Here is a 21,561-nt window from a genome sequence, read left to right as displayed (position 1 = left end):
TCGAACGTCAATTCGATCCTAGGAACGGTGATGGAGTGGGGGCTCGCGATGGCAGAGCTTTCGGCCGCGATTGACCACCTGGCCACCGAGGACGTGTCCGAGATCCCGAGAATGCAGCTCGCCGAGCAGCTTCTCGACCTGCACTGGCAGATGGCCCGCCTGCAGGCCCAGATAGCCCGCCGCACAGGCGTCCGCCTCCCCTGACAGCCAAGCCCGCCTTCAGACCTGCCACGCCCGCGTTCAGAGCCACCACAACGCCCGAAGAACACCCCCGCCACCCCGGGGCTGGCCAGCCGCCACTCACGCCTTCCAGAGCCACCACAGCCACCCCGAACCCACGGCCAAGTCGGCGATACGACGGGCTGCGCGGGGGCCGGGGTTTTGCGCCTCAGGGGGTCAAGTGGGCGCGCGTATCGGCGGCCCGCCACGTGGCGGTCAGCGGGCGTATTCCTGGAGGCCACCGGCCATGTGCGGCGGGTGGCGGCTACCTCGGCTCCGCCGTAAAAGAAGAGAAAAAGACCACTCCACGCCGGCAGGGAGAAGCCTGCGGAGAGAAACCGACGCGGAGAAGCCGGCGGGGAGATCCCCTGAACATGGAAATCGCCGCCAACCACAAGGGTTGGCGGCGTGGGTTGGCGGCGTGGGGCGGCGCCGCTGCCCTGCAGTAGCGGCGCCCGCGCCCTGGCCGTGGGCGCGTCCGCCCAGGCCCGTGATGAGGCGGCCCGCGACCGCGGGAGCCTCGCAACCGTCGCGCGTCAGTGTCCCGGGCGCCCGGCACCTCTCTGGGAGCCCCGGCGACCTGCCGCGTCAGTGTGGCAGCATCCCGATGCGGGACCCGCCGTCAGGGAACAGCTGGGGCACGTGAGCGGGCCGCCAGGTCGCCGGCGGGTCCGGTGCCCGGGCGTCGGCACCTAGGACGCCCGCGAACCGTACTGCCGGCACCGGGCCGGCCACGCTCATCAGCGCCTCCGTCGCGGTCCTAGTCGCGAACCCAGCGGTCCCGCACCGAGCTCGTCAGCGCGTCGGTGGTCCAGCCGAGGGCGGTGATGACATCGCTGTAGGAGCCGGCGGCCCTGGTCCCGCGGGCCTGGGCGAAGCTCGCGCCCTCCTCGACGAGCGGGGCGAGGTCGTCCATGGCGGCGGCCTGTGAGGTCGCGGGCAGCGCCTCGACGACCGGCGCCATCTCGGCGGGCGCGACGTGCCCGACCATCGGGGCCAGCCCGCCGCTCGCGGCGTTCGGCAGGGCGCGCTGGGCGGCCTGGCCGAGACCGCCGAGGACGAGGTCGGCCGACAGGGACTGGAAGCCCTTGGTCGTGCCGGCCATGACGGTGCCGCTGTCGGAGGCCGGCAGCAGGCTGGTGGTGTGCAGCTGGGTCACCGCGCCCCCTGCGGGCGACCCGAGCAGGCCGGCGATCGCGCTCTGCGTGGACGTGCCGGTGGTCGCGGCCTCGCCGCGCCCCTGCTTGCCCGCCTTGACCGAGGGCGTCGCCGGCTGCGCCATGCGGGCCGCGCCCGACAGGACGGGCAGCGAGCCGGTGAGGCTGCTGCCGGTGGTGAGCGGGAAACCGCCGACGATGGGCGACAGCTCGGGCAGCGGGCCACCGTCCTGGGTGACGTCCTCGAAGCCGTTCGCCGAGATGCCCTGCTCCGCCTGGTTCTCGGCGGCGGTGTCGAGCTCCGCCTCGGTCATCTGCGAGGCCGGCTTGGCGGCGGACTTGGCCTTGAGGCCGTCCAGCAGGCCGCCCAGCAGGCCCTTGCCGGCCAGGCCGCTCAGGAGGCCGCCCAGCGGGCTGCCGGCTGCGGCGGTGCCCGCCCCCTGGCTGTCGATGGGAGCGTACCTGGCGATGCTGTATTGAACTTCGGCCTGCGCGGGCACGGCCATCGCCGCCGCGGCCAGACCGAATGCTGTGACGGCCATGGCCGTCTTGACTACTCGATTCATGATTGCCTTCCCGGCTCGTGATCGATCGCTCTCGAATGCGGTGGAAATGCGAATCGATAACCCCCGTATGCCGTGGCGTGCGCGCTATGGGCACCACACGAAGCGTGCCGCTACGGCTGAGCTACGCCAGCAGTTCTATCACTCGCATTGATCGGCCGCAGGCGCATGAATCCCCATGTAGGAGGGGTTTGCAGGCCGGTTACCGAGTAAAGGGGGAGCGTTGAGCGGAGAGACAAACCGGGAAATAGGAGGGCCTTGTTTCGATATTGTGCGCACGCGCGTGAACGCGCGCGTGCGCACGGAGGAGGCCTCCTGCCGGCCCGCGAACAAAGGGTCGCGTAAAAGTCGCGGGCCGGGGGTGCGATTCTTTCCGGTCTCTTTCCGGTCGCGGTGGACGCGCGCGACCGGTCAGGCGGGAAGCAGGGCCTCGGCCGGCTCGAACGGAAAACGGTCGGCGAAGGCCGGGCGCAGATCCGTCAGCCAGACCGCGGACGGGTCGTAGCGCGCGAAGAACGGCCGGCCCACCAGCGACGGGTCGCGGGCCTGGATGAAGTGGAGCATGAAGACCCGCTCCCCCGCGATCTCCGTGACGCCGTCGACGCACACCTTGCCCGGTGTGGCCGACATCGAGGGCCCGCGCACCGTGCGGCACAGCCCCGAGACGGACGAGTAGGCCTCCCTGAAGATCTCGTACCCTCGTGCCAGCGGCACCGCGAAGTAGTCCTGGGGCCCGGTGTCACGCTCGATGAACATGTAATACGGGATCATCCCCATCCGGTGCTGCCGTCGCCACATGTGCGACCACACGGCCGGATCGTCGTTGATCGACCTAATCAGCGGCGCCTGGGTCCTGATCGTGGCCCCGCTGCCGAGGATGCGCTTGACCGCCGATTCGACCAGCGGCGACTCCAGCTCGCGCGGGTGGGAGAAGTGGGCCATGAACGCGAGGTTCTTGCCCGCCCGCACCACCTCCTCGAACAAGCCCAGCGTGGCGTCGGCGTCGGGGTCGGTGGTGAACCGCTGCGGCCAGTAGGCCAGTGCCTTGGTGCCGATCCTGATGGATTCGAGCTGCTCCAGTTCGAGCAGCGGCTCCATGTAGCGCCTGATCACGGACTCACCCATGATCATCGCGTCGCCGCCGGTGATGAGCACGCTGGTGACCTCGGGATGGCGGCGAACGTAGCCGACCATCTGGCCGATGTCGTCGGAGGCGAACTTCAGGTCCGCGTCTCCGACGAACTGCGCCCACCTGAAGCAGTAGGTGCAGTAGGCGTGACAGGTCTGCCCCTGCTTGGGGAAGATCAGCACGGTCTCCGGATATTTGTGCTGCAGCCCGGGGACGGGCTCGTCGCCGATCCTCGGGACGTTGAGTTCCTTCTGACCCGCGGGATGCGGGTTGAGCTGGGCGCGTACGCGGTTGGCCTCGGCCTGGATCTCGGAGTTGGGGGCCTCGGCTTTCAGCAGGTCGGCCAGCCTGGCCACGTCTTCCGCGGGAAGCATGTCCGCCTGCGGGAAGACCAGCCGGTATATGGGGTCATCGGTCGCGGCAGACCAATCTATGAGTTCATCGACGACGTAGGCGTTCGTCCGGAAGGGCAGCACCGTGGCGACCGCGCGGACCTTGAGCCGCTCGTCGTCAGCCAGCCCCGCACGCCGCAGGAGCTCGTCAAGGTGCTTGGACGTGTACGCCTTGAAGCGTCGCGTGCCTGCCTGGTTCAAGATCACTAGGCCTTTCCCATCTTTTTTGTTCGATCGGGTGTAAACCTCACGACCCTGTCGCGCGTCTACGGTCCTTAATACCCGGACGCGCTCAGCGGCGTCACCGGTTCCGCTGGGCTCCAAGTTTTCCTTGAGGTTCGGGACACTCGCGACATATCGCGATCGGGCATAGACTCCTATACCGTGACCGACCATGCGCAGCTTCGCGCCTCAGACGCCGACCGCGACCGCGTGGCCGCGGTGCTCGGCGAGGCGCTCGCCACAGGAAGACTGACCAGCGTCGAGCACGCCGACCGCCTCGACGTGGCCTACACGGCCAAGACCGTCGGCGAGCTCGTCCCCCTCACCCGGGACCTGCCCGAGGTGTCCGCCTCCAGTCCACCCGCCGGCGTCGAACGGCAGGTCATCGACTCGACGTTCAGCAAAATGGTGCGCAAGGGCCACTGGGTGGCCTCCAGGCACCTCAAACTGTCGGCCAGGTTCGGCGCGCTCATCATCGACCTGTCGGAGGCCGTGCTGCCAGGCCGCGAGATCACCGTCGAGACCGACGCGCGGTTCAGCAAGGTGATCGTGCGCGTGCCCGACAACGCCAACGTGATCGACGAAGGCAGCTCGCTCTTCGGCAAGCGCAACGTGACGGGCGGCTCCCAGGGCGACGGGCCGCTGATCCGGGTGACCGGGTCGTCGAAGTTCTCCAAGGTCATCGTCACCCGCGGCAAGGACGACTGGAACCTCCACTAGAAGAGCGGCGCCAAACCCTGGACGAGGCCCGCCGCCGGCCCGGACGGCCCCGGACATGACTGGAACGTGCCCTCAAGGGAACCAACAGGGCCTACCCGCCGGTTAACCTGGCACCTGCCTCGCCTGCGATGCGGACATACCGAGCCCGCGTACCGGCCAAGCCGTGACGGCGGGCTCGATGCCGTACGAGGTGATCAGTGTCCGACAGCAGGCCCATCGCGCTCGACGCCATGGGCGGCGACCACGCACCCCACGAGATCGTGGCGGGCGCGGTGCACGCCGTGCGCGAACGCGGCCTGGCCGTCGTCCTCGTCGGCTCCCCCCGCGTGCTCTACGAGGCGCTCGCCGACCACGACGCCACCAAAGAGATCCCGATCGTCCGGGCCGAGGAGGCCCTGTCCATGGACGAAGGCGCGCTGGCCAGCCTGCGCCGCCCCCGTTCCAGCATCGCCGTCGCCTGCCACCTCGTCCGCCGCGGCGACGCCACCGCGGTCGTGTCCGCCGGATCGACCGCGGGCATCGTGGCCACCGGCAAGCTCCGGCTCAAGGGCCAGCAGGGCGTGCTCAGGCCGGCCATCGCCGTCGCGCTGCCCACGCTGCCCACCCCCACCGTGCTCCTGGACGCCGGCGCCAACGCCGAGGTCAAACCGGAGATGCTGGTGCAGTTCGCCCACCTCGGCGCCACCTACGCCGAGCTCGCCCACGGCATCCAGGACCCCAAGGTGGGCCTGCTCACCATCGGCAGCGAGGCGGAGAAGGGCAACAAACTCGTCAAACGCGCCCACGAGCTGCTGCAGACCTCCCCCGGCATCCAGTTCGCCGGCAACGTCGAGGGCCACGACCTGCTCACCGGCAAGGTCGACGTGATCACCACCGACGGCTTCACCGGCAACGTGGCGCTCAAGACGATGGAGGGCGCGGTCCGCTACGCGTTCACCGAGCTCAGGGAGAGCATCGGCGACAGCAGGCTGGCCCGGCTCGGCGCCGCCATGCAGCGCTCCCGCATCCGCGGCCTGCGCCGCCGCCTCGACGCCGAGGAGCACGGAGGAGCCGTCCTGCTCGGACTCAACGGCACCGTCGTCATCGCCCACGGCGCCTCCAGAGCACAGGGCATCAGCGCGGCCTGCCGCCTGGCCGCCGACCTGGCATCGGGCGGCGTGGTGCCGGCCATCGGCGAGAAGGCCGCCTCCCAAAGTCGCTCCCACAGGTTGTGGTGAAGGCTAGGGTGTGAGTCCGATCCACAGAAACGGGGGGTTATGTGGACGGGCTCACCTTGACCGCGCCCGGGCTGACGTCCGCCCAGGTGGCGCGGGCGAAGGCCAACCACGTGCCACGCCGGTCGAGCAGGTCGCTGAGCGCGATTCTCAGAGCGAACGTCTTCACCCTGTTCAACCTGGTCATCGGCGTCCTCTGGGCCCTCATCCTGATCTTCGGCGAGTGGCAGGACGGCGCGTTCGGGCTGGTCATCGTGGCCAACGCGCTGATCGGCATCGTCCAGGAGCTGCGCGCGAAACGCACGCTCGACAAGCTCGCGGTGATCAACGAGGCTCCCGTACGCGTGCGCCGCGACGGCGCGGAACGCGAGGTCAGCCCCCGTGACGTGGTGCTGGGCGACCTCATCCTGCTCGGTCCCGGCGACCGACTGCTGGTCGACGGCGAGGTCGTCCACTCCGAGGGGCTGGAGGTGGACGAGTCGCTGCTCACCGGCGAAGCCGACCCCGTGCACAAAAAGCCCGGCGAGGAGGTGCTGTCGGGCAGCTTCGCGGTGGCGGGCTCCGGAGCGTTCGTCGCCACCAGGGTCGGCACCGACGCGTACGCCGTGCGCCTGGCCGAGGAGGCCAGCCGCTTCCACCTCGCCCACTCCGAGCTGCGGGCCGGCGTCGCGAACTTCATCAAGTACATCACCTGGCTGGTCATCCCCATCGGCGCGCTGCTGATCTACAGCCAGCTGCACAACTCGGCCGACCTCGGCACCGCCATCACCGGCGCGGTCGCGGGCATCGTCACCATGATCCCCGAGGGCCTGGTGCTGACGACCTCCCTCGCCTTCGCGGTCGGCGTCGTCCGCCTGGGCCGGCGCAAGTGCCTGGTCCAGGAGCTGCCCGCGATCGAGGGCCTGGCCAGGGTGGACGTGCTCTGCCTGGACAAGACCGGCACCCTCACCACGGCCGGCATGGACCTCGACCAGGTCCTCCCCGTCCAGCCCGACGGCCGGCCGATCGACGCCGCGCTCGCCGCGCTGGCCCACCTCGACAGCCGGCCGAACGCCACCGCCGAGGCCATCAGGGCCGGCTACCCCGCCACCACCGCCGACGGCTGGAAGGCCGGCGAGACCGTGCCGTTCTCCTCGGCGCGCAAGTGGAGCGGGGCCGACTTCGGCGAGCACGGCGTCTGGGTGCTGGGCGCGCCCGACGTGCTGCTCCAGGGCGGCGACTGCTACGACAGGGCCGCCGAACTGGCCGCCACCGGCACCCGCGTCCTCGTACTGTGCCGCGCCGACGACCTGGCCACGACCGGAGAGCTCGCCGGCGGCGAGACCCCGCACCCCGCCTCCACTCCCACCACCGTGCTTCCTGTCGCGCTCCTCACGTTCAAGCAGCGCATCAGGCCGGACGCCCGCGAAACCCTGAGCTACTTCGCCAAGCAGGGCGTCAACCTCAAGATCATCTCCGGCGACAACACCCAGGCGGTGTCGGCCATCGCGACCGGCCTCGGCATCCCCGGCGCCGACCGCGCCATAGACGCCAGGACGCTCCCGCACGACGACCCGGACAAACTCGGCGAACTACTCGACACCCACACCGTCTTCGGCCGGGTCACCCCGCGACAGAAGCGCGAGTTCGTGACCGCGCTGCAGTCCCGAGGCCGCACGGTCGCCATGACCGGCGACGGCGTCAACGACGTGCTCGCGCTCAAGGACGCCGACCTCGGCATCGCGATGGGCGCGGGCAGCCCGGCCACCAAGGCGGTCGCGCAGGTGGTGCTGCTCGACGACAAGTTCTCCACCCTGCCCCACGTCGTGGGCGAGGGCCGGCGGGTGCTGGCCAACATCGAACGGGTCGCCAACCTGTTCCTCACCAAGACCTTCTACGCGATCGTGATTTCGCTGCTGGTCGGAGTGGCCGGGGTCGCGTTCCCGTTCGCGCCGCGCCACTCGACCCTGACCAACGCCCTGGTCATCGGCATCCCGGCGTTCTTCCTGGCGCTCGCCCCCACGCTTGAGCGGGCCAAGCCCGGGTTCGTGCCCCGCGTGCTGCGCTTCGCCGTACCGGCCGGGGTGCTGTGCGCGCTGGCCGTGCTGCTGTCGTTCTGGGCCGCGCACAACGGCGCCTCCTCCCTCCTGGAGGACCAGACCGCCGCCGTGATCACGCTCTTCCTCACCACCTGGTGGGTCCTCGTCCTGATCGCCAGGCCGCTCAACTGGTGGCGGGGGGCCATGGTCGCGGCCATGGCGGCGCTGTTCTGCGTCGGCCTGTCGCTGCCCTTCATCAGGGAGTTCTTCGCCCTCGAACCCGGCGACCTCACCAACGATCTGATCGCCGTCGGCATCTCGGTCGTGGCCGCCTTTCTGATAAGCGTCTCGGTCAAGGTCGCCGGTACCCTTAGACCATGACCGACCCGCAGATTGTGCTCACCGAGCGCGTCCAGCAGGCGCTGGCCCGCGCGTTCGGCCCGGAGCACGCCGACGCAGATCCGCTGATCCGGCCCTCCCAGTTCGCCGACTTCCAGGCGAACGTCGCGATGAGCCTGGCCAAGCGTCTGCGACGGAGCCCGCGGGAGGTCGCCGAGGCGATCAGGGCGGAGTTGTCCGACTTCCCCGGCACGATCGAGGTCAGCGGCCCCGGCTTCCTCAACATCACCCTCGCCGACTCCTTCATCGAGTCCGAGGCCAGGCAGATGCTGGCCGACCCACGCCTCGGCGTCGGCACGACCACGCCGTCGCAGACCGTCGTGATCGACTACTCCGCGCCCAACGCGGCCAAGGAGATGCACGTCGGCCATCTGCGCACGACGATCGTCGGCGACTCCCTGGCCCGCCTGCACGAGCACCTGGGCAACACCGTCATCAGGCAGAACCACCTGGGCGACTGGGGCACCCCGTTCGGCATGCTCATCGAGCACCTGCTCGACATCGGCGAGCAGGCCGCGGTCGCCCAGCTCGAAGCCGGCCAGGGCACCGAGTTCTACCAGGCGGCGCGGGCCAAGTTCGACAGCGACGAGGGCTTCAAGACGCGCGCGCGGGCGCGGGTCTCCACCCTGCAGTCGGGCGACCCCGACACGCTGCGGCTCTGGCACGTGTTCATGGACGCCACCGTGCGCTTCTTCAACAAGGTCTACGACCTGCTCGGCGTCACGCTGACCGACACCGACATCGCCGGCGAGAGCATGTACAACCCGATGCTCCAGAAGACCTGCGACGACCTGGAGGCGTCGGGCACGGCGGAGCTGAGTGAGGGCGCGCTGTGCGTGTTCCCGCCCGGGTTCACCGGCTCCGACGACAAGCCGCTGCCGCTCATCATCAGAAAGAGCGACGGCGGCTACGGTTACGCCACCACCGACCTGGCGGCCATCCGCTACCGCGTCCACGACCTCAAGGCCGACCGCATCCTCTACGTCGTCGGCAACGAGCAGGCGCTGCACTTCCAGATGGTGTTCGCCGCCGCCAGGCTGGCCGGCTGGCTGCCCGACACGGTCGACGCCGAGCACGTACGCATCGGCATGATGCTGGGCAAGGACGGCCGGCGCTTCAAGACCCGCTCCGGCGAGTCGGTCAAGCTGATGGACCTGCTCCAGGAGGCGATCGACCGGGCCGCCCGGCTGATCGAGGACCGCGGCTACGACGAGGCACTCAAGCGGGAGATCGCCCACGCCGTCGGCATGGCCGCAGTGAAATACGCCGACCTGTCCGTCAGCCACGACAGCGAATACGTCTTCGACCTCGACCGCATGGTGGCCACGACCGGCAACACCGGCCCCTACATGCAGTACGCGACGGCCCGCATCCGCTCCATCTTCCGCAAGGCGGGCATCGAGCCGGGCGAGGCGAACGCTCCGATCGTGCTGGCCGCTCCGGCCGAACGCGCGCTCGGCCTCCACCTGCTGGGCTTCGGCGAGCTCGTCGCCCAGGTCACCGCCGCCTCTGAGCCACACCGGCTGTGCGCGTTCCTCTTCCAGACGGCCAGCCTGCTGAGCACGTTCTACGAGGAGTGCCCGGTCGTCAAGGAAGGCGTCGACCCCGAGACGAGAGAGCAGCGGCTGGCCCTGTGCGCGCTCACGTTGCGCGTCCTGGAGACCGGGCTCGACCTTCTGGGCGTCCCTGTCCCCGAGCGCATGTAACAGGCAGTTGACTCAAAGTCTCCCGTTCCGTCGTGGGCGCGCCTCCACCGGGTTGGCGCGCCCCAGCGGTTACGCTTTACGCGGTCATGAACTGAGGCCGAATTGGGGGAGTTCTCTGCCTTGAGCACGGACCTGACTGCGAGCCCCCCAGCAGCGACCGAGTTGCATCGCTATGCCGAGGCGCTGCTGGCGCACCTCGCCGCGAAGGGCACCGCGCCTCCTGCCGCACCGAGCTTCCGCGACGTATCCGGCTACTGGCTGCCCCCGGCCGTCCAAGCGCTGGTCGCCATCCTGTCCGGCGACGACCCGCTGGAGCCCCTGAGCAAGGCGGCCGGCCGCGACGAGCAACAGACCGCCCTCTTCCTCTGCCTGGCGCTGGCGGTGTCCGGGCAGGGCAGCCGCATCCACGCCTCCTGGCTCGGCACCGCCTTCGGCGAACTCTCCCTCGACCGCCCCGTCTCCCACGGCCAGCGCTCGCTCTGGCTGGCCGCCGCCCGGGGGGCGTACGGCCCCGCCGGCAAGATCTTCGTGCTGCGCAAACTCGACGCGCTGGCCATCCAGGACCGCGCCGACCCGCAGGAATGGGTCCAGGCGCTCGTACCCGGCGAATCCGCCGTCGTCGTGCCGCCGTCGCTGGTCGACTTCCCCGAGATGGCCGAGATCCCCGAACTCGCCAGGCCCGCCGTTGCCGCCGCCCGCCTGGCCAGGCTACGCAGCCGCTGCGCGGAGATCACCTCGGCCCGCCAGGCCGACCACGACTCCTCAGCCCCCCTCGACAACAGCTCCAACAGCCCCGCCGCCGCCTGGGCCGAGAACGAGCCGCTGGCCGTCCTGCGCTCCCTGATCGGCCTGGGCGGACCGGCCGGGCCGATGGCCTCACTCAGCTCCTACCTGCTCGACGACCTGCGCCCCGGCGCCGATCCGCATCTCGCGGCCATCGCACTGCACGTCGCGGCGCCCATCCTGCGCGGCGTGGCCGAAGAACTCGAAGCCGACAGCCGCCTCGACCCGCCGGAAACCCTGACCGTGCCGCTCCTCGGCCACCGCATCCACCTGCGCCCCGAGGGCCCCGACCAGGACTCACTGGCGGCGGCGGAAGAGTCGATCGTCACCGACGGCATCGTGCCCCGGGGCCGCCCGTGGGCCGCCGTGGTGCTGACCGTCGCGGGCTTGGCCTGCCTCATCGGCGCCGTCTTCGCCTCCCGCCTCCTGGCCGCCGCCGCCATCGCCATGATCGGCCTGGCCGGCTGGCAGCTCTGGCAGCGCCGCAAACTCGCCGAAGCGGACGCCCGCTACGTGGCCTCCCAGGTCAACGAGCTGAAGGAGCTGGCGGAGGGGGCTGTCTGGGCGCTGCACGCGTACGCGCGAGAGTCGGACGCTCGGGCCAAGCAGGCCGCCGAAGACGCCGCCGAACTCACCCTCCTCATCCGCCGCGGCCCCCGCGCCGCCCACTGACCTACAGCACCGAAGCTGTCCGCCACCTGCCGCTTGGCGCGCGGAGCCTGCCAAGACAGACCCGCCAAGGCCGTTGCCGGCAGCAAGGCTGACCACCCGGTTAGACCTCGAGCAGCCAGCCCGTGACCACCAGCCGCTATGACCAGCCGAGCCCTATAACCAGCAGGGCCCTATAACGCACGCGCGCTGCAATGGGAGACGATGACCGCCCGCAGGTACAAGTCGACGAGCGGAGGGGGATAAGACGAGGATCATCTGGCGGTCAGCACGGCCTCCCTAGAAGTGCGCGATCAGGTGGTCTCGATCTCCACGTGAGCCGGCGCGAGCAGGAAGACGCGCTCGGCGATGCGCTCGATCCGCCCCTCACACCCGAAAGCCAGCCCTGCGGCGAAGTCCACCATCCTCGTCGCCTCGGACATCGACATGCCCGTAACGTCCATGATCACCGTTTGCCCGTCACGGAAATGCTGACCGATCAACGGCGCGTCGTTGTACTTGAGCGGCTGGACCATCACGATCCGCGACGAGTCGACGTTCGCGCGCCACCGCCGGGCGGCCCGCTCGGTCGCGGGGACGTACTCGTCCTCGTAGTGCTCGTCGTCGTCATAGCCCTCGTCGTAGTGATCGACCCCGCTCAGGCCAAGGTAGCTCACCACCTTGCGCACTGCCCCCATCGGCTTGTCCTTTCCTCAGGAACTCACCGTAATCGGCACGTCCCTACACATTGGACGGTAACCGACGATTCCGCATTCGCCACGCGACACGCCCAGCCCTAATTCCATTTTGTACGGCTTGCAGCCTGGTTGCAGCTGGATATCCGCCCCCCGTATACCCTGAGCCACATGCTCCTCTTCACCGTCGATGCCTTCACCGACACAGCTTTCAAGGGTAATCCCGCGGCGGTCTGCCTGCTGGACACTCCGGTTACTGAGCAGTGGATGCAGAGCGTAGCCAACGAGATGAGCCTCTCCGAGACTGCTTTCCTGCTCGGGGATTCGCTGCGCTGGTTCACCCCGATGGTGGAGGTCACGCTCTGTGGCCATGCCACGCTGGCGACCGCACACGTCCTCTATTCGACCGGTGCGGCGACGGGGCAGCTGGAATTCAGCACGGCCGGCGGGATCCTTACCGTGAATCGGCGCACCGACGGCATGATCACAATGGATTTCCCGGCCAAGCATGTGACCCCTGTCCCCGTTCCCGACGGTCTGGAGAAAGCGCTCGGGACCACTCCGGTGCGGGTCGGAAAAAGCGCGCTCGACCTGCTGGTCGAGGTGGACTCGGCGGAAACCGTACGCACCCTCGCCCCCGATATCGAAGCCCTGGCCGCCATCGACGCGAGAGGCGTCATCGTCACCGCTCCCGGCGAGGACACCGACTTCGTCTCCCGCTTCTTCGCCCCGAACGTCGGCGTCAACGAGGACCCGGTAACAGGCTCGGCCCACTGCGCCCTTGCGCCGTACTGGTCGGCCCGCCTCGGCCGCACCTCCCTGACCGGCGCCCAGCTGTCGGCGCGAGGCGGCACCGTGTACGTCCGCCATGACGGCGACCGCGTCCACCTCGCCGGCCACGCCGTCACCGTGATGTCGGGCACGCTGCACCTCTGACCCTCGCATCTCCCGGAAGTTCGCCCTGGTCCCTCTGCCGCCAGAACCATCAAGTAGTCCTGAAAGCTCACCAGAACCCCCCAAAACCCAACCCGCCCCAGCAGCCGGCACCCTCAACCACAGCCCCCTGCCCTCACCCACCGCACACCAGACCCCGCCCCAGCGCCCCAGACAGGCCCTGAGCCCCACCCCCGCATGGCCGGCGCATTGACGCCCCAGCCAGCCACCGCCGGCCCTCCCACGAACGAGCCCCCACGGCGTAGCACTCTAGCCACACCGCCAGTCGCCCAGGTGGTGTCAGCCCGCGTACACCAACACAAAGCCAGAGGCGTTCGTCAACTGACGTGATCATGAAGCCATGCTGGCAGGCCCCACCGACATATTCCCCTACGCCAAGACTGAACCCGAAATTCTCCGGAAACCGCCGCGAATAGCTCCGGCCGCGACGAAGGAACCAGCGAGCGAGTCGAGCCATATCCGCTGGTGAACCTGCACAGGGAGCCCGGTGAGGGGCGACCGCAGGAGCACCATTGTTTGTTCAGGCCATTCACCCACTGCTGAACAACTCGGTGCGGTCCTAGCGTGATGCCGTCGCCCGGATCCGGACGACGGCCTGAGAGCGCGCACGTCCATGCGCCCGTCTCCGGCATTTCCCACCTCAGCACCAGGGAGAGTCATGTCCAAGACGATGAGAATCGTGGCCCTCGTCGCCAAGGCCGGCACTGTCGCCGTCCTCGGTGCGAGCGCCGTCCTCGGCATCGCCTCCACCGCCGCCACCGCGGCGGGCAAGGGCAACAGCGCCGGCAACTGCTACGGCATCTGGTTCACCAGGGACTGGAACCAGGACTGCGGAGCGGGTGGCGCGAGCTGGACCGGCGTGTACCTGTCCATCGCCGACTGCCCGAACAGGCCGGACAAGACCGTGTCGGCACACAGGAGCGAGGGCGACACCAGATCCATCGACGGCGAAGACTGCAGTACCTCTGTCCGCAACATCACCACCTGGTTCCAGTAAGCCGCTGCAACTCGTGGGGCGTGGCCGCGCGACGACCGCGCCCCACCCGTCGCGAAAGGTGCTCCCGTGAGCCTAAAACTGACCGGCATCACCCAGGGCTACGGCAGGACGAATGCCATCGAACGGTTCGACCTGGAGCTGACGCCAGGTGTCGTCGGACTCCTCGGCCCCAACGGCGCGGGCAAGACGACGCTGTTACGCACGATGGCGACCATCATGCCGCCGAGAACGGGGACGATCGCGCTCAACGGGGTGGTCATCGACGGCGAACGCGCCGCCCGCCGTGCCCGGCGCGACATCGGCTACCTTCCCCAGCGGTTCGGCTTCGACCCGGGGATGAGAGTCGTCGACTTCGTCCGGTACGCGGCAGGGATGCGGGGCCTGCCGGCCGAGCGCTGGGACGACGCCGCCGAGCGGGCCCTGATCCAGGTCGACCTCGTGGAGCAGCGCCGTACCCGCATGCGCAGACTGTCCGGCGGCATGCTCCAGCGGGCGGGCATCGCGTGGGCGATCGCCGGTGACCCGTCGCTCGTCCTGCTCGACGAACCCACCGTGGGCCTCGACCCACGACAACGCCTGCAGTTCCGCAGACTCGTCGCCGGACTCCACGGCGCGGTCGTGGTGCTGAGCACGCACCACATCGAGGATGTGGACGCGATCTGTGACCGGGACGTCGTACTCCACCGCGGCAGACCCACGTTCGCCGGAACGGCCGCCGAGCTGGCGGCCTTGAGCCGCGACGACCTGCCAGGAGACACAGACCTGGAGCGCGCCTATATGAACCTCCTCCCGAGTCAGGAGCAGCGACTGTGAGGGCGGCCCTCTTCCACCTACGCACCTCACCGCTGCGGTGGACCCCGCTCCCGCTGACAGTGGTGGCTCTCGCGCTGCTGGGGACGGAACCGGTGAGCTGGACCGGAAGCTGGCCGGAAACGGGCGCCGCCACCCAGGCGTCCGCCTTCTATCTCAGCGTCCTCGCGGCGGGCGCCGCGGCGTGGGTCTCCAGCTCGAACACCCGCCACGGACTCATCGAGCTGACCGCATCGGCGACCATACCCTCCGCCGCGGTGGAGGCGTACCGGTTGGCCGCCGCAGCGGCCCTGCTCCTCGTCCCCTACCTCATCGGCGGCGCCGCAGGCTTCGCCCTCACCGCCTCCACCTTCCCCCCTGGGCTCGGGCTGTGGGCCGGATATGTCCTCATGGGCGCGATCGTGATGCTCCTCGCCGTCGCCTGGGGCTGGGCGATCGGCCGCTACGCCAACCCGGCGTACGCGGCACTCACCGCCTCATTGAGCTGGTTCGTCTTCGAGGCGTTCCCCGGCGACGCGGCGGACCTCGGCGTGGCAAGCGGCCCGGCATGGAAACAGCCGGATCCGCTGGCCTTGTTGCTACGGTCGGCCGCCGTCATGGCCTTCCTCTCGTTGATCGCCTGGGCATACACGAAGAACAGGAAACGCTGGAAATCCCTGACCCTTACCGTCCTGGGCGGCACCGGAGCCGTACTGGTGACGATGTCCACGACGGGAGTGTCAGATCGCCACGTCCCGGACCACCCCCTGTGCGTCTCCGGAGCAATCGAAATCTGCCTGTGGCCGGAGGACCGAAAATACCTCCCCCTGGTACGGGCGCTCGACCAGCGGGCGGCCACACTCCCGACGGACTGGCGACTCCCTGCCCACCTGGACCAGTACGGGCTGAAACGAATCGAGCGAAACGACAACGGCGAGCGTGCGGTCGAACTCGACGGCGCATTCAAGTTTCCCGACGGCAGCAAATGGGGCCTGGCGCTCGGCATGTCCCACGCGATCCTCAACCGAACACTGGGACCGTGCGACTGGAAGGCCATCTGGAAGGCCGAAGACTTCACGCCGGAGACGTTGCGTAAATGGCTGGAGTTCTACTTGGCGGAGAGCAACAGACCCGCCTACCGGACGACACAGCTCTCCGAGGACATGGGCAAGGCCTGGTCGTCAGCCTCTCAGGCGTTCGGCGAACTACCCGCCGACCAGCAATTCGACTGGGCCCGCCGACAACTCGACCGCGTCAAGGACAGCTACTGTGCCCACCCCAGCCCTCGTCCGTAACCGCACCGGCGGCCACACGTTCCCGCCCCTGACCTTCGCCCTGACCCACCGCACCTGGGTGCCCCTCGCGCTCGCTGCCCTGTCCGGACTGCTCACCGCATGGACAGGCACCGCCGACATACCGATGCCCACCGCATCAGGAGAAACCACCATCCCCCTGGCAACTGCTGACCGTAGGCGTCGGCGTGCTACCCGCCCTAGGTCTCCACAGCACCCTTCGGACCCTGGAGGAACCGGGATCGGACATCCTCCGCAGAGCCGAGCGCCACCATCTCCTCTGGCTGTCGCTCGCCTGCTTCACCCTTTACCCGACCATCTCCTCCGCGCTCCTGGACCTCCCCGACACACTGATCGTCCTACGCTCACTGTCGGCCTGGCTCGGCGTGGCCCTCGTCTGCGGCCGCCTCTTCGGTCGCCGGCAGTCATGGGCCGGCCCACTCGGGCTGATGTGCCTCTCAACATACTGGGGCGACGGTGCATGGTGGACCTTCAACGCACGCCCGTACGACGACGCACCAAGCCTGCTCCTCTCCTCCTGCCTCCTCACACTCGGACTGTCGTCCCTGGCGGCAACCCCTTGGCGCCTGTCACGCCTCCTCACTCCATGGCGCCCGCTCAATCAGAATCGATCGCCGAGCGGCCCAGCAGCAACCAGGTCACCCGGAGACAGGTGAACCAGTCGCTGACGGCGACCATCAGCACGATCGCTTCCCACACCTACAGGGATACCCCCTGTCGGAGCCCGTTGATGTCGAACGGTGGACGCTGAGCCGGTAGGCGTCTGTGGTTGGCGGAGAGAGGGCGCCTACTTCGTCAGGAAGCCGTCTTGGTGGACCAGAGTGCCTGGTCGCTGGAACTGTAGATGACAGCGTTGCCGTCGTTCTGGACGACGAGGCGGGCACCCGCGTTACCGAAGGTCTTGGTGCTCCACAGTGCCTTGCCGGCCGCGGACTTCACCACGAGGTTGCCGTCGTGCTGCATCACCGTGTAAGCGCCCGCGTTGCCGTGCGTCTGCGAGCTCCACAGCGCCTTCTTGGTGCTCATGTCGAGCAGCACGAGGTTGCCGTCGCCGCCCTGCACCAGCCGATACAGCTTGTTGGCGGACTGACGGTACTTGTTAGACTCGAGGGTCTCGTCCGCCCGCAGCGTGAAGTTGCCGGGGACCGATGCCCACAGCGCCTGGTCACTCGAGCTGTAGATGACAGCGTTGCCGTCGTTCTGGACGACGAGGCGGGCACCCGCGTTACCGAAGGTCTTGGTGCTCCACAGTGCCTTGCCGGCCGCGGACTTCACCACGAGGTTGCCGTCGTGCTGCATCACCGTGTAAGCGCCCGCGTTGCCGTGCGTCTGCGAGCTCCACAGCGCCTTCTTGGTGCTCATGTCGAGCAGCACGAGGTTGCCGTCGCCGCCCTGCACCAGCCGGTACAGGCCGTTGGGGGACTGACGGTACTTGTTGGCGGTGAGGCGCTCGCCATCGTCCAGGACAGCCGAACCGGATGCCTGTTGCACGACGCTGACGGTGACCGCCTGGGCGTTCGCGGAGACAGGGGCGAAGATCGCAACCGTGACCGCGGCCGCGGCCAGCGTCTTCACAGCGAGTTTGAGTGACATATAAATAGTCCTTTCATGAACCGTAGGTAGGTCGACAGCATTGGGTGCGGCTGTCACCAGCGGCGACCCACCTGACCATTGACACGCGGTGTGGCGCGCGCGGATGAGCCTAGCCGCACACCGCGGCAGGCAATATCCGCATTACGTCTGATTCACTGCGTATTCGGGACAGCGGAAACATCAGAAGGTCCAGGTGATTCGGCCGACCACGGTGATCAGCCAAAGCCACAGAAGTGCCGCGTGATATCACGCGGCACAGGCTGAGTCCTCGGCGTTCACGCCGGGGAGCGCGTCAAAGTTTCTCCCCGCCCGAGTTGGTCCGCGACGGACAGCTGAGGCCGCTGCGCACGCCCCGCCCGCCGAGTAACCCCCTTGCGTTCAGCGCGCCGGATGCTCCCGGGCCGGATGGCCCTCGGCGAGCATCCGGCGTACCTGCTCATGCAAGATCCCGGTGCTCGTGCCGATCTTGCGCAGGCCCCATTCCTCACCCCGCGCGTCCGCCATTGCCTCGATCAGCGCCGCGCCGGTCACCTCTTCCAGCATCGCGCGTAGCTCCGAGCGGGTTGCGCAACTCCGGCGTCGGCGACGGCACGTAACGTTCGAGACCGTCCCCGACCCGGTTGCCCGCGTGCCTATTGCTGGTTCGAGCTGTACTCCTGGTTCACATGGCGTGCTCGGTCCAGGCAAAGGGCTGGAGGGCCTCGTCCACGGGTGCGCCGGTCATCCGGTTGGCCAGCGTAGACAGGGTGTAGGTGCCGATGCCGAGGACCACCTCGAGTGCGTTCTGCTCGGTGTAGCCGTGCTCAAGGAACGAGCGCAAGGTGTCGGGAGTGACCGCTCCGGAGGTGGCGAGCACATCCAGGGTGAACAGCCGGATGGCCTCCAGCGGTGCATCGCCCAGCGGCCGCTGTTCCCGCAATGCGGCGATCAGGTCAGGGTCCGCGCCGAGGGAGGTGAGATTGGCCGAGTGCATGGCGACGCACAGGTGGCAGCCGTTGCGGGTCGCGATGGTCATGATGAGGACCTCGCGGGCGATCGGTTCCAGGGTCGTCCTCTCGAACAGGCCACTGATCTGCAGGAAACCGTTGAGGAGTTGCGGGGAGCCGGCGAGACGGGCGACGGCCGAGGGCAGGTAGCCCTGGTGCTTGAGGACGGCCTCCATGGAGCGGCGGGCGGCGGCTGGGGCGGACTCGATCGTGTGGTCGATAAAGGTCATGACGGTTCCTTCGGCTAAATAGCCGCCGGGTGGAGTTGACCGCAGTGGGCCGGCAGCTGTACGAGGAGCTCCGGCCCGCCTGGGACCAGATCGCCGCGGCGTTCGCGCGGGCGATCCTGGTGATCAGCGTCCGTAGACGGGAGCGGGTGCGCGACGCGGTCAGTGCCTTGTGGGAGGAAGGCCTGGTGCACAGGATCGAGCTGCCCCCATTACCGGACGACGTGGTCGATGTGCTGCTCGATCGCGTGCTGGCCGGTCCGCTGGAGGGGTTCAGCCCGCGTGGACTCCAATACCGGCTCTGTGATGATCTTCGCTCTGGTCACCGCGCTCTGCTCGGCGGCCTGTCACGCGCGACACCCGATGGCGGTTCTGCCCATGGCGGTGGGCCTGGCCTGGGTGGCGGTGCTGATCGAGAAAGGGCCCTCGCCCGCTGACCCGCTGTACGCGGGGATGTACGTGGGCGGTGTGTGGCTGGCCGGCACGCGCTGCGCATTAGGCAACTCAGCTCCCAGCTGTCCGAACAGCGGGCCGCGCAGGCCGAACGGGAGGCCGCTTGGCAGGCCAAGGTCGCCGTCGACAGGGAGCGGGCCAGGATCGCGCGTGAGTTGCACGACGTCGTGGCCAGCAGCATGACCGCGATGGCCCTGCACGTCGGCGGGATCCGGCGGCTCCTGCGGCCCGAACAGCAGGCCGAGCGGGAAGCCCTGCTGATGGCCGAGCAGACCGGTCGCCAGGCGCTGGCCGAGCTGCACCGGCTGCTCGGCCTGCTGCGCGAACCCGGCCAGGCCGCCCCGCACACCCCGCTGCCGCGGCTGGCCGACGCCGGCGACCTGCTCGACTCGATACGGGCCGGCGGGCTGTGCGCCGAACTACGGGTTGAGGGCACCCCACGACCGCTGCCGCCGGGCATCGACCTGTCGGCCTACCGGATCCTGCAGGAAGCGATCACCAATGTCCTCAAGCACGCCGACGCCACCCGGATCGACTGCGTCATCCGGTACAGCGACCAGACCCTGCGCCTCGAGGTCGTCAACGACGGCAGCTCGAAGCGAACCGGCCTGACGGCGCCCTCGGGCGCACACGGGCTCATCGGGATGCGGGAACGGGCCACGCTCTACGGCGGGACACTGGAGGCCGGGCCCCAACCCGGGCACGGCTACCGCGTCACCGCCGTCCTTCCCCTGAACGGGCAGGCCGGAGACGGCGCAGCGGTCGTAGAAGCGAAACAGCCGCTCAGCGATGACGGTCCGGTCAGGGTTGGTGCGGGCCAGGGCGAGCAGGTCCAGCAGGTCTTCCTTTGCGTTCCACGCGGCCAGGATCGGCTTGCCGATGCGGCCGAGCGCCTGCAGGTCATCGACCATCGGATCCAGTTCAGAGCCGTGCATCCGGGCTGCGGAGCGGGTGAGCCGGTTGCGCAGTTCCCACTCCCGGTTACCTTTGCGCCCGCGCCGGCCGCGGATCTGGACGGTGATGCGGCGGCGGATCTCGGTGAGGGCCTGGTTGGCCAGTTGTACGACGTGGAAGTAGTCGACCACCAGACGGGCCTGCGGTAACGCGGCGCGTACGGCGGCTTTGAAAATGGTGCACATATCGATCGCGACGAAGGCCACCTGCTCGCGCCAGGTGGCATCACGCTGGTTGAGCCAGCCGGTCACGGCGGCGATGGTGCGGCCCTCGACCTGGCCGAGCAGACCCTGATCATCGGACAGGTCCACGAAGCCGGTATGCCAGCGATCCACCGCCGTCGTCCACGTGCCGGTGCTGTCATCCAGCGGGGCCGTCCCCGGCGGACCTCATCGATGCCCAGCACGGCGACCGGCCCGGGCTGGGTGGGCAGCACCCGGCGGGCGTGCTCGGTGAACGCCGCGGACACGATCGGCCAGGACACCCCGTGATCTCGCGCTGATTGGATCACCGTTCGCCCGCCATCTCCCACGGCGGCGCCTGTGGCCTGGCGTAATCGCCGGGTCAGCCGGGACCGTGCGGGGATCTGCGGCACTTGTTCGGTGAACGTCTGGCGCGGGCAGGACGCCTGGTCACAGCACCAGCGGCGCTTACGCCAGCGCAGCGCACACCCTCGCCCGGCCACCGGCAGGTCACGTGGGCTTGTGGTCACCCATTCCTTCATCCGGACCGCGGCGACCCCGCACTCCGGGCAGAACTTGGCCCGTTCATCCGCGGTGGCCAGGTGCACCACCGGTCCATCCTGCACCCCGTCAGCTGCGGCGACGACCCTTGTGACGGTCACCCCGTCCAGGTCGAGCAGCAGCGTCGTATCGTTGACCATGCTCGTGGCTTCTCTGCTGTGATCTTCTTGCCTCGACAATAAGAAGGATCATCGAGAGCCACGAGCTCTCTCCAGCCTCCAGGGCCCGGCGGACACCTCAAACCCCGATCAAGTTCGAAGAGCCGGCAAATGAGGTCTCCGGCGTTCAGGCTCTTCTTGGTCGTCGGGTCTCCGGCGTTCAGGCTCTTCTTGGTCGTCGGGTCTCCGGCGTTCAGGCTCTTCTTGGTCATTGAACTCTTCGCCGGAGTCCCTTGCTTGTCCGGCTACGACACGACGTCGGCCGCACGACCCCTCACAGCAGGCCAGCCCTGGCGAGAGAGCGCCCTCATGCGCCCATGCCCAGACGTGGAGACATGAAGCTGCCTCGGAAGGCGTCAGAAGGCAGGGCACCATAAAGGTCCGGACATGCAGAAGAGGGCCCCGACGCTGTGAAGCGTCGAGACCCTCTCCTGAAAGATTGTCCGGCGGTGACCTACTCTCCCACACCCTCCCGAGTGCAGTACCATCGGCGCAGGGAAGCTTAACTTCCGGGTTCGGAATGTAACCG

The 21,561-nt window shown here is 68.8% G+C and carries 17 protein-coding genes, 1 rRNA gene and 2 pseudogenes; 11 read left to right on the top strand and 9 right to left on the bottom strand.

The annotated features are described in order from the left end of the window. Positions 1–48 precede the first annotated feature (48 nt). Complete coding sequence (locus AB0C28_RS36700; RefSeq protein ID WP_357853425.1) at positions 49–204, top strand: hypothetical protein; 156 nt, start codon at positions 49–51, stop codon at positions 202–204. Positions 205–979: 775 nt separating this feature from the next. Here the strand turns inward: AB0C28_RS36700 and AB0C28_RS36695 are convergent. Then, positions 980–1,942: a hypothetical protein gene (locus tag AB0C28_RS36695; RefSeq protein WP_357853428.1), complete on the bottom strand. Its 963-nt coding sequence runs from the start codon at positions 1,940–1,942 to the stop codon at positions 980–982. Between the two features lie 408 nt (positions 1,943–2,350). Beyond that, positions 2,351–3,667 carry a lysine 2,3-aminomutase gene (locus tag AB0C28_RS36690; protein WP_357853431.1) on the bottom strand — a complete coding sequence of 439 codons (1,317 nt, stop codon included), beginning with the start codon at positions 3,665–3,667 and terminating at the stop codon, positions 2,351–2,353. Between the two features lie 177 nt (positions 3,668–3,844). On the opposite strand from AB0C28_RS36690, the gene AB0C28_RS36685 reads away from it, so the two are divergent. The 5 genes from AB0C28_RS36685 (at position 3,845) to AB0C28_RS36665 (ending at position 11,194) form a co-directional block, all read left to right on the top strand. Continuing rightward, the gene (locus AB0C28_RS36685; protein ID WP_357853433.1) at positions 3,845–4,402 is read left to right on the top strand and encodes a DUF1707 domain-containing protein; all 558 of its coding nucleotides are present in this window, start codon (positions 3,845–3,847) and stop codon (positions 4,400–4,402) included. Positions 4,403–4,599: 197 nt separating this feature from the next. Next, on the top strand, positions 4,600–5,619 hold the full coding sequence (gene plsX / locus AB0C28_RS36680) for a phosphate acyltransferase PlsX (RefSeq protein WP_358080194.1): 1,020 nt from the start codon (positions 4,600–4,602) through the stop codon (positions 5,617–5,619). A gap of 41 nt (positions 5,620–5,660) precedes the next feature. Then, positions 5,661–8,015, top strand: a complete 2,355-nt coding sequence (locus AB0C28_RS36675) for an HAD-IC family P-type ATPase (RefSeq protein ID WP_358080193.1) — start codon at positions 5,661–5,663, stop codon at positions 8,013–8,015. Next, the gene (gene argS, locus AB0C28_RS36670) at positions 8,012–9,739 is read left to right on the top strand and encodes an arginine--tRNA ligase (protein ID WP_357853442.1); all 1,728 of its coding nucleotides are present in this window, start codon (positions 8,012–8,014) and stop codon (positions 9,737–9,739) included. The genes AB0C28_RS36675 and argS overlap by 4 nt, the downstream gene beginning before the upstream one ends. Before the next feature lie 120 nt (positions 9,740–9,859). Next, on the top strand, positions 9,860–11,194 hold the full coding sequence (locus AB0C28_RS36665) for a hypothetical protein (protein WP_358080192.1): 1,335 nt from the start codon (positions 9,860–9,862) through the stop codon (positions 11,192–11,194). A gap of 290 nt (positions 11,195–11,484) precedes the next feature. Here the strand turns inward: AB0C28_RS36665 and AB0C28_RS36660 are convergent, their stop codons facing one another. Further along, on the bottom strand, positions 11,485–11,868 hold the full coding sequence (locus AB0C28_RS36660) for a cell division protein SepF (protein ID WP_043633494.1): 384 nt from the start codon (positions 11,866–11,868) through the stop codon (positions 11,485–11,487). A gap of 168 nt (positions 11,869–12,036) precedes the next feature. Between AB0C28_RS36660 and AB0C28_RS36655 the strand changes: the two genes are divergently transcribed. The 4 genes from AB0C28_RS36655 to AB0C28_RS36640 all read left to right on the top strand — a co-directional run bounded on the left by AB0C28_RS36655 (position 12,037) and on the right by AB0C28_RS36640 (position 15,900). Beyond that, positions 12,037–12,801 (top strand): PhzF family phenazine biosynthesis protein, encoded by a 765-nt coding sequence (locus tag AB0C28_RS36655; protein ID WP_358080191.1) that lies wholly within the window; start codon positions 12,037–12,039, stop codon positions 12,799–12,801. 676 nt (positions 12,802–13,477) lie between these two features. After that, entirely contained in the window at positions 13,478–13,816 is a 339-nt protein-coding gene (locus AB0C28_RS36650) for a hypothetical protein (RefSeq protein ID WP_358080190.1), read from the top strand. A gap of 66 nt (positions 13,817–13,882) precedes the next feature. Continuing rightward, positions 13,883–14,629 carry an ATP-binding cassette domain-containing protein gene (locus AB0C28_RS36645; protein WP_358080189.1) on the top strand — a complete coding sequence of 249 codons (747 nt, stop codon included), beginning with the start codon at positions 13,883–13,885 and terminating at the stop codon, positions 14,627–14,629. A 62-nt stretch (positions 14,630–14,691) separates the two neighbouring features. Further along, positions 14,692–15,900 (top strand): hypothetical protein, encoded by a 1,209-nt coding sequence (locus AB0C28_RS36640; RefSeq protein WP_358080188.1) that lies wholly within the window; start codon positions 14,692–14,694, stop codon positions 15,898–15,900. A gap of 813 nt (positions 15,901–16,713) precedes the next feature. Here the strand turns inward: AB0C28_RS36640 and AB0C28_RS36635 are convergent. From AB0C28_RS36635 to AB0C28_RS36625, 3 genes are all read right to left on the bottom strand, one after another. Further along, positions 16,714–17,511, bottom strand: coding sequence for a hypothetical protein (locus AB0C28_RS36635; protein WP_357853459.1), 798 nt, complete (start codon positions 17,509–17,511; stop codon positions 16,714–16,716). A 378-nt stretch (positions 17,512–17,889) separates the two neighbouring features. Then, positions 17,890–18,054, bottom strand: a complete 165-nt coding sequence (locus tag AB0C28_RS36630; RefSeq protein WP_357853462.1) for a hypothetical protein — start codon at positions 18,052–18,054, stop codon at positions 17,890–17,892. A 118-nt stretch (positions 18,055–18,172) separates the two neighbouring features. Beyond that, entirely contained in the window at positions 18,173–18,727 is a 555-nt protein-coding gene (locus AB0C28_RS36625; RefSeq protein WP_358080187.1) for a carboxymuconolactone decarboxylase family protein, read from the bottom strand. 629 nt (positions 18,728–19,356) lie between these two features. Between AB0C28_RS36625 and AB0C28_RS36620 the strand changes: the two are divergent. Continuing rightward, positions 19,357–19,854, top strand: a pseudogene (locus AB0C28_RS36620) (histidine kinase); the annotation flags it as partial. Between the two features lie 123 nt (positions 19,855–19,977). Here the strand turns inward: AB0C28_RS36620 and AB0C28_RS36615 are convergent. The 3 genes and pseudogenes from AB0C28_RS36615 to rrf all read right to left on the bottom strand — a co-directional run. Then, a pseudogene (locus tag AB0C28_RS36615) lies at positions 19,978–20,442 on the bottom strand (transposase); the annotation flags it as partial. Beyond that, positions 20,379–21,014, bottom strand: a complete 636-nt coding sequence (locus tag AB0C28_RS36610; RefSeq protein ID WP_358080186.1) for a transposase family protein — start codon at positions 21,012–21,014, stop codon at positions 20,379–20,381. The pseudogene AB0C28_RS36615 and the gene AB0C28_RS36610, both read right to left, overlap by 64 nt. Before the next feature lie 459 nt (positions 21,015–21,473). After that, positions 21,474–21,561, bottom strand: a 5S ribosomal RNA gene (rrf, locus tag AB0C28_RS36605); the annotation flags it as partial.

It is taken from the genome of Nonomuraea sp. NPDC048892 (genome assembly GCF_040649735.1).
Classification (GTDB): Bacteria; Actinomycetota; Actinomycetes; order Streptosporangiales; family Streptosporangiaceae; genus Nonomuraea; species Nonomuraea maheshkhaliensis.
The sequence above is the reverse complement of the archived record's forward strand: the minus strand, read 5'-3'. Positions and strand labels throughout refer to the sequence as shown.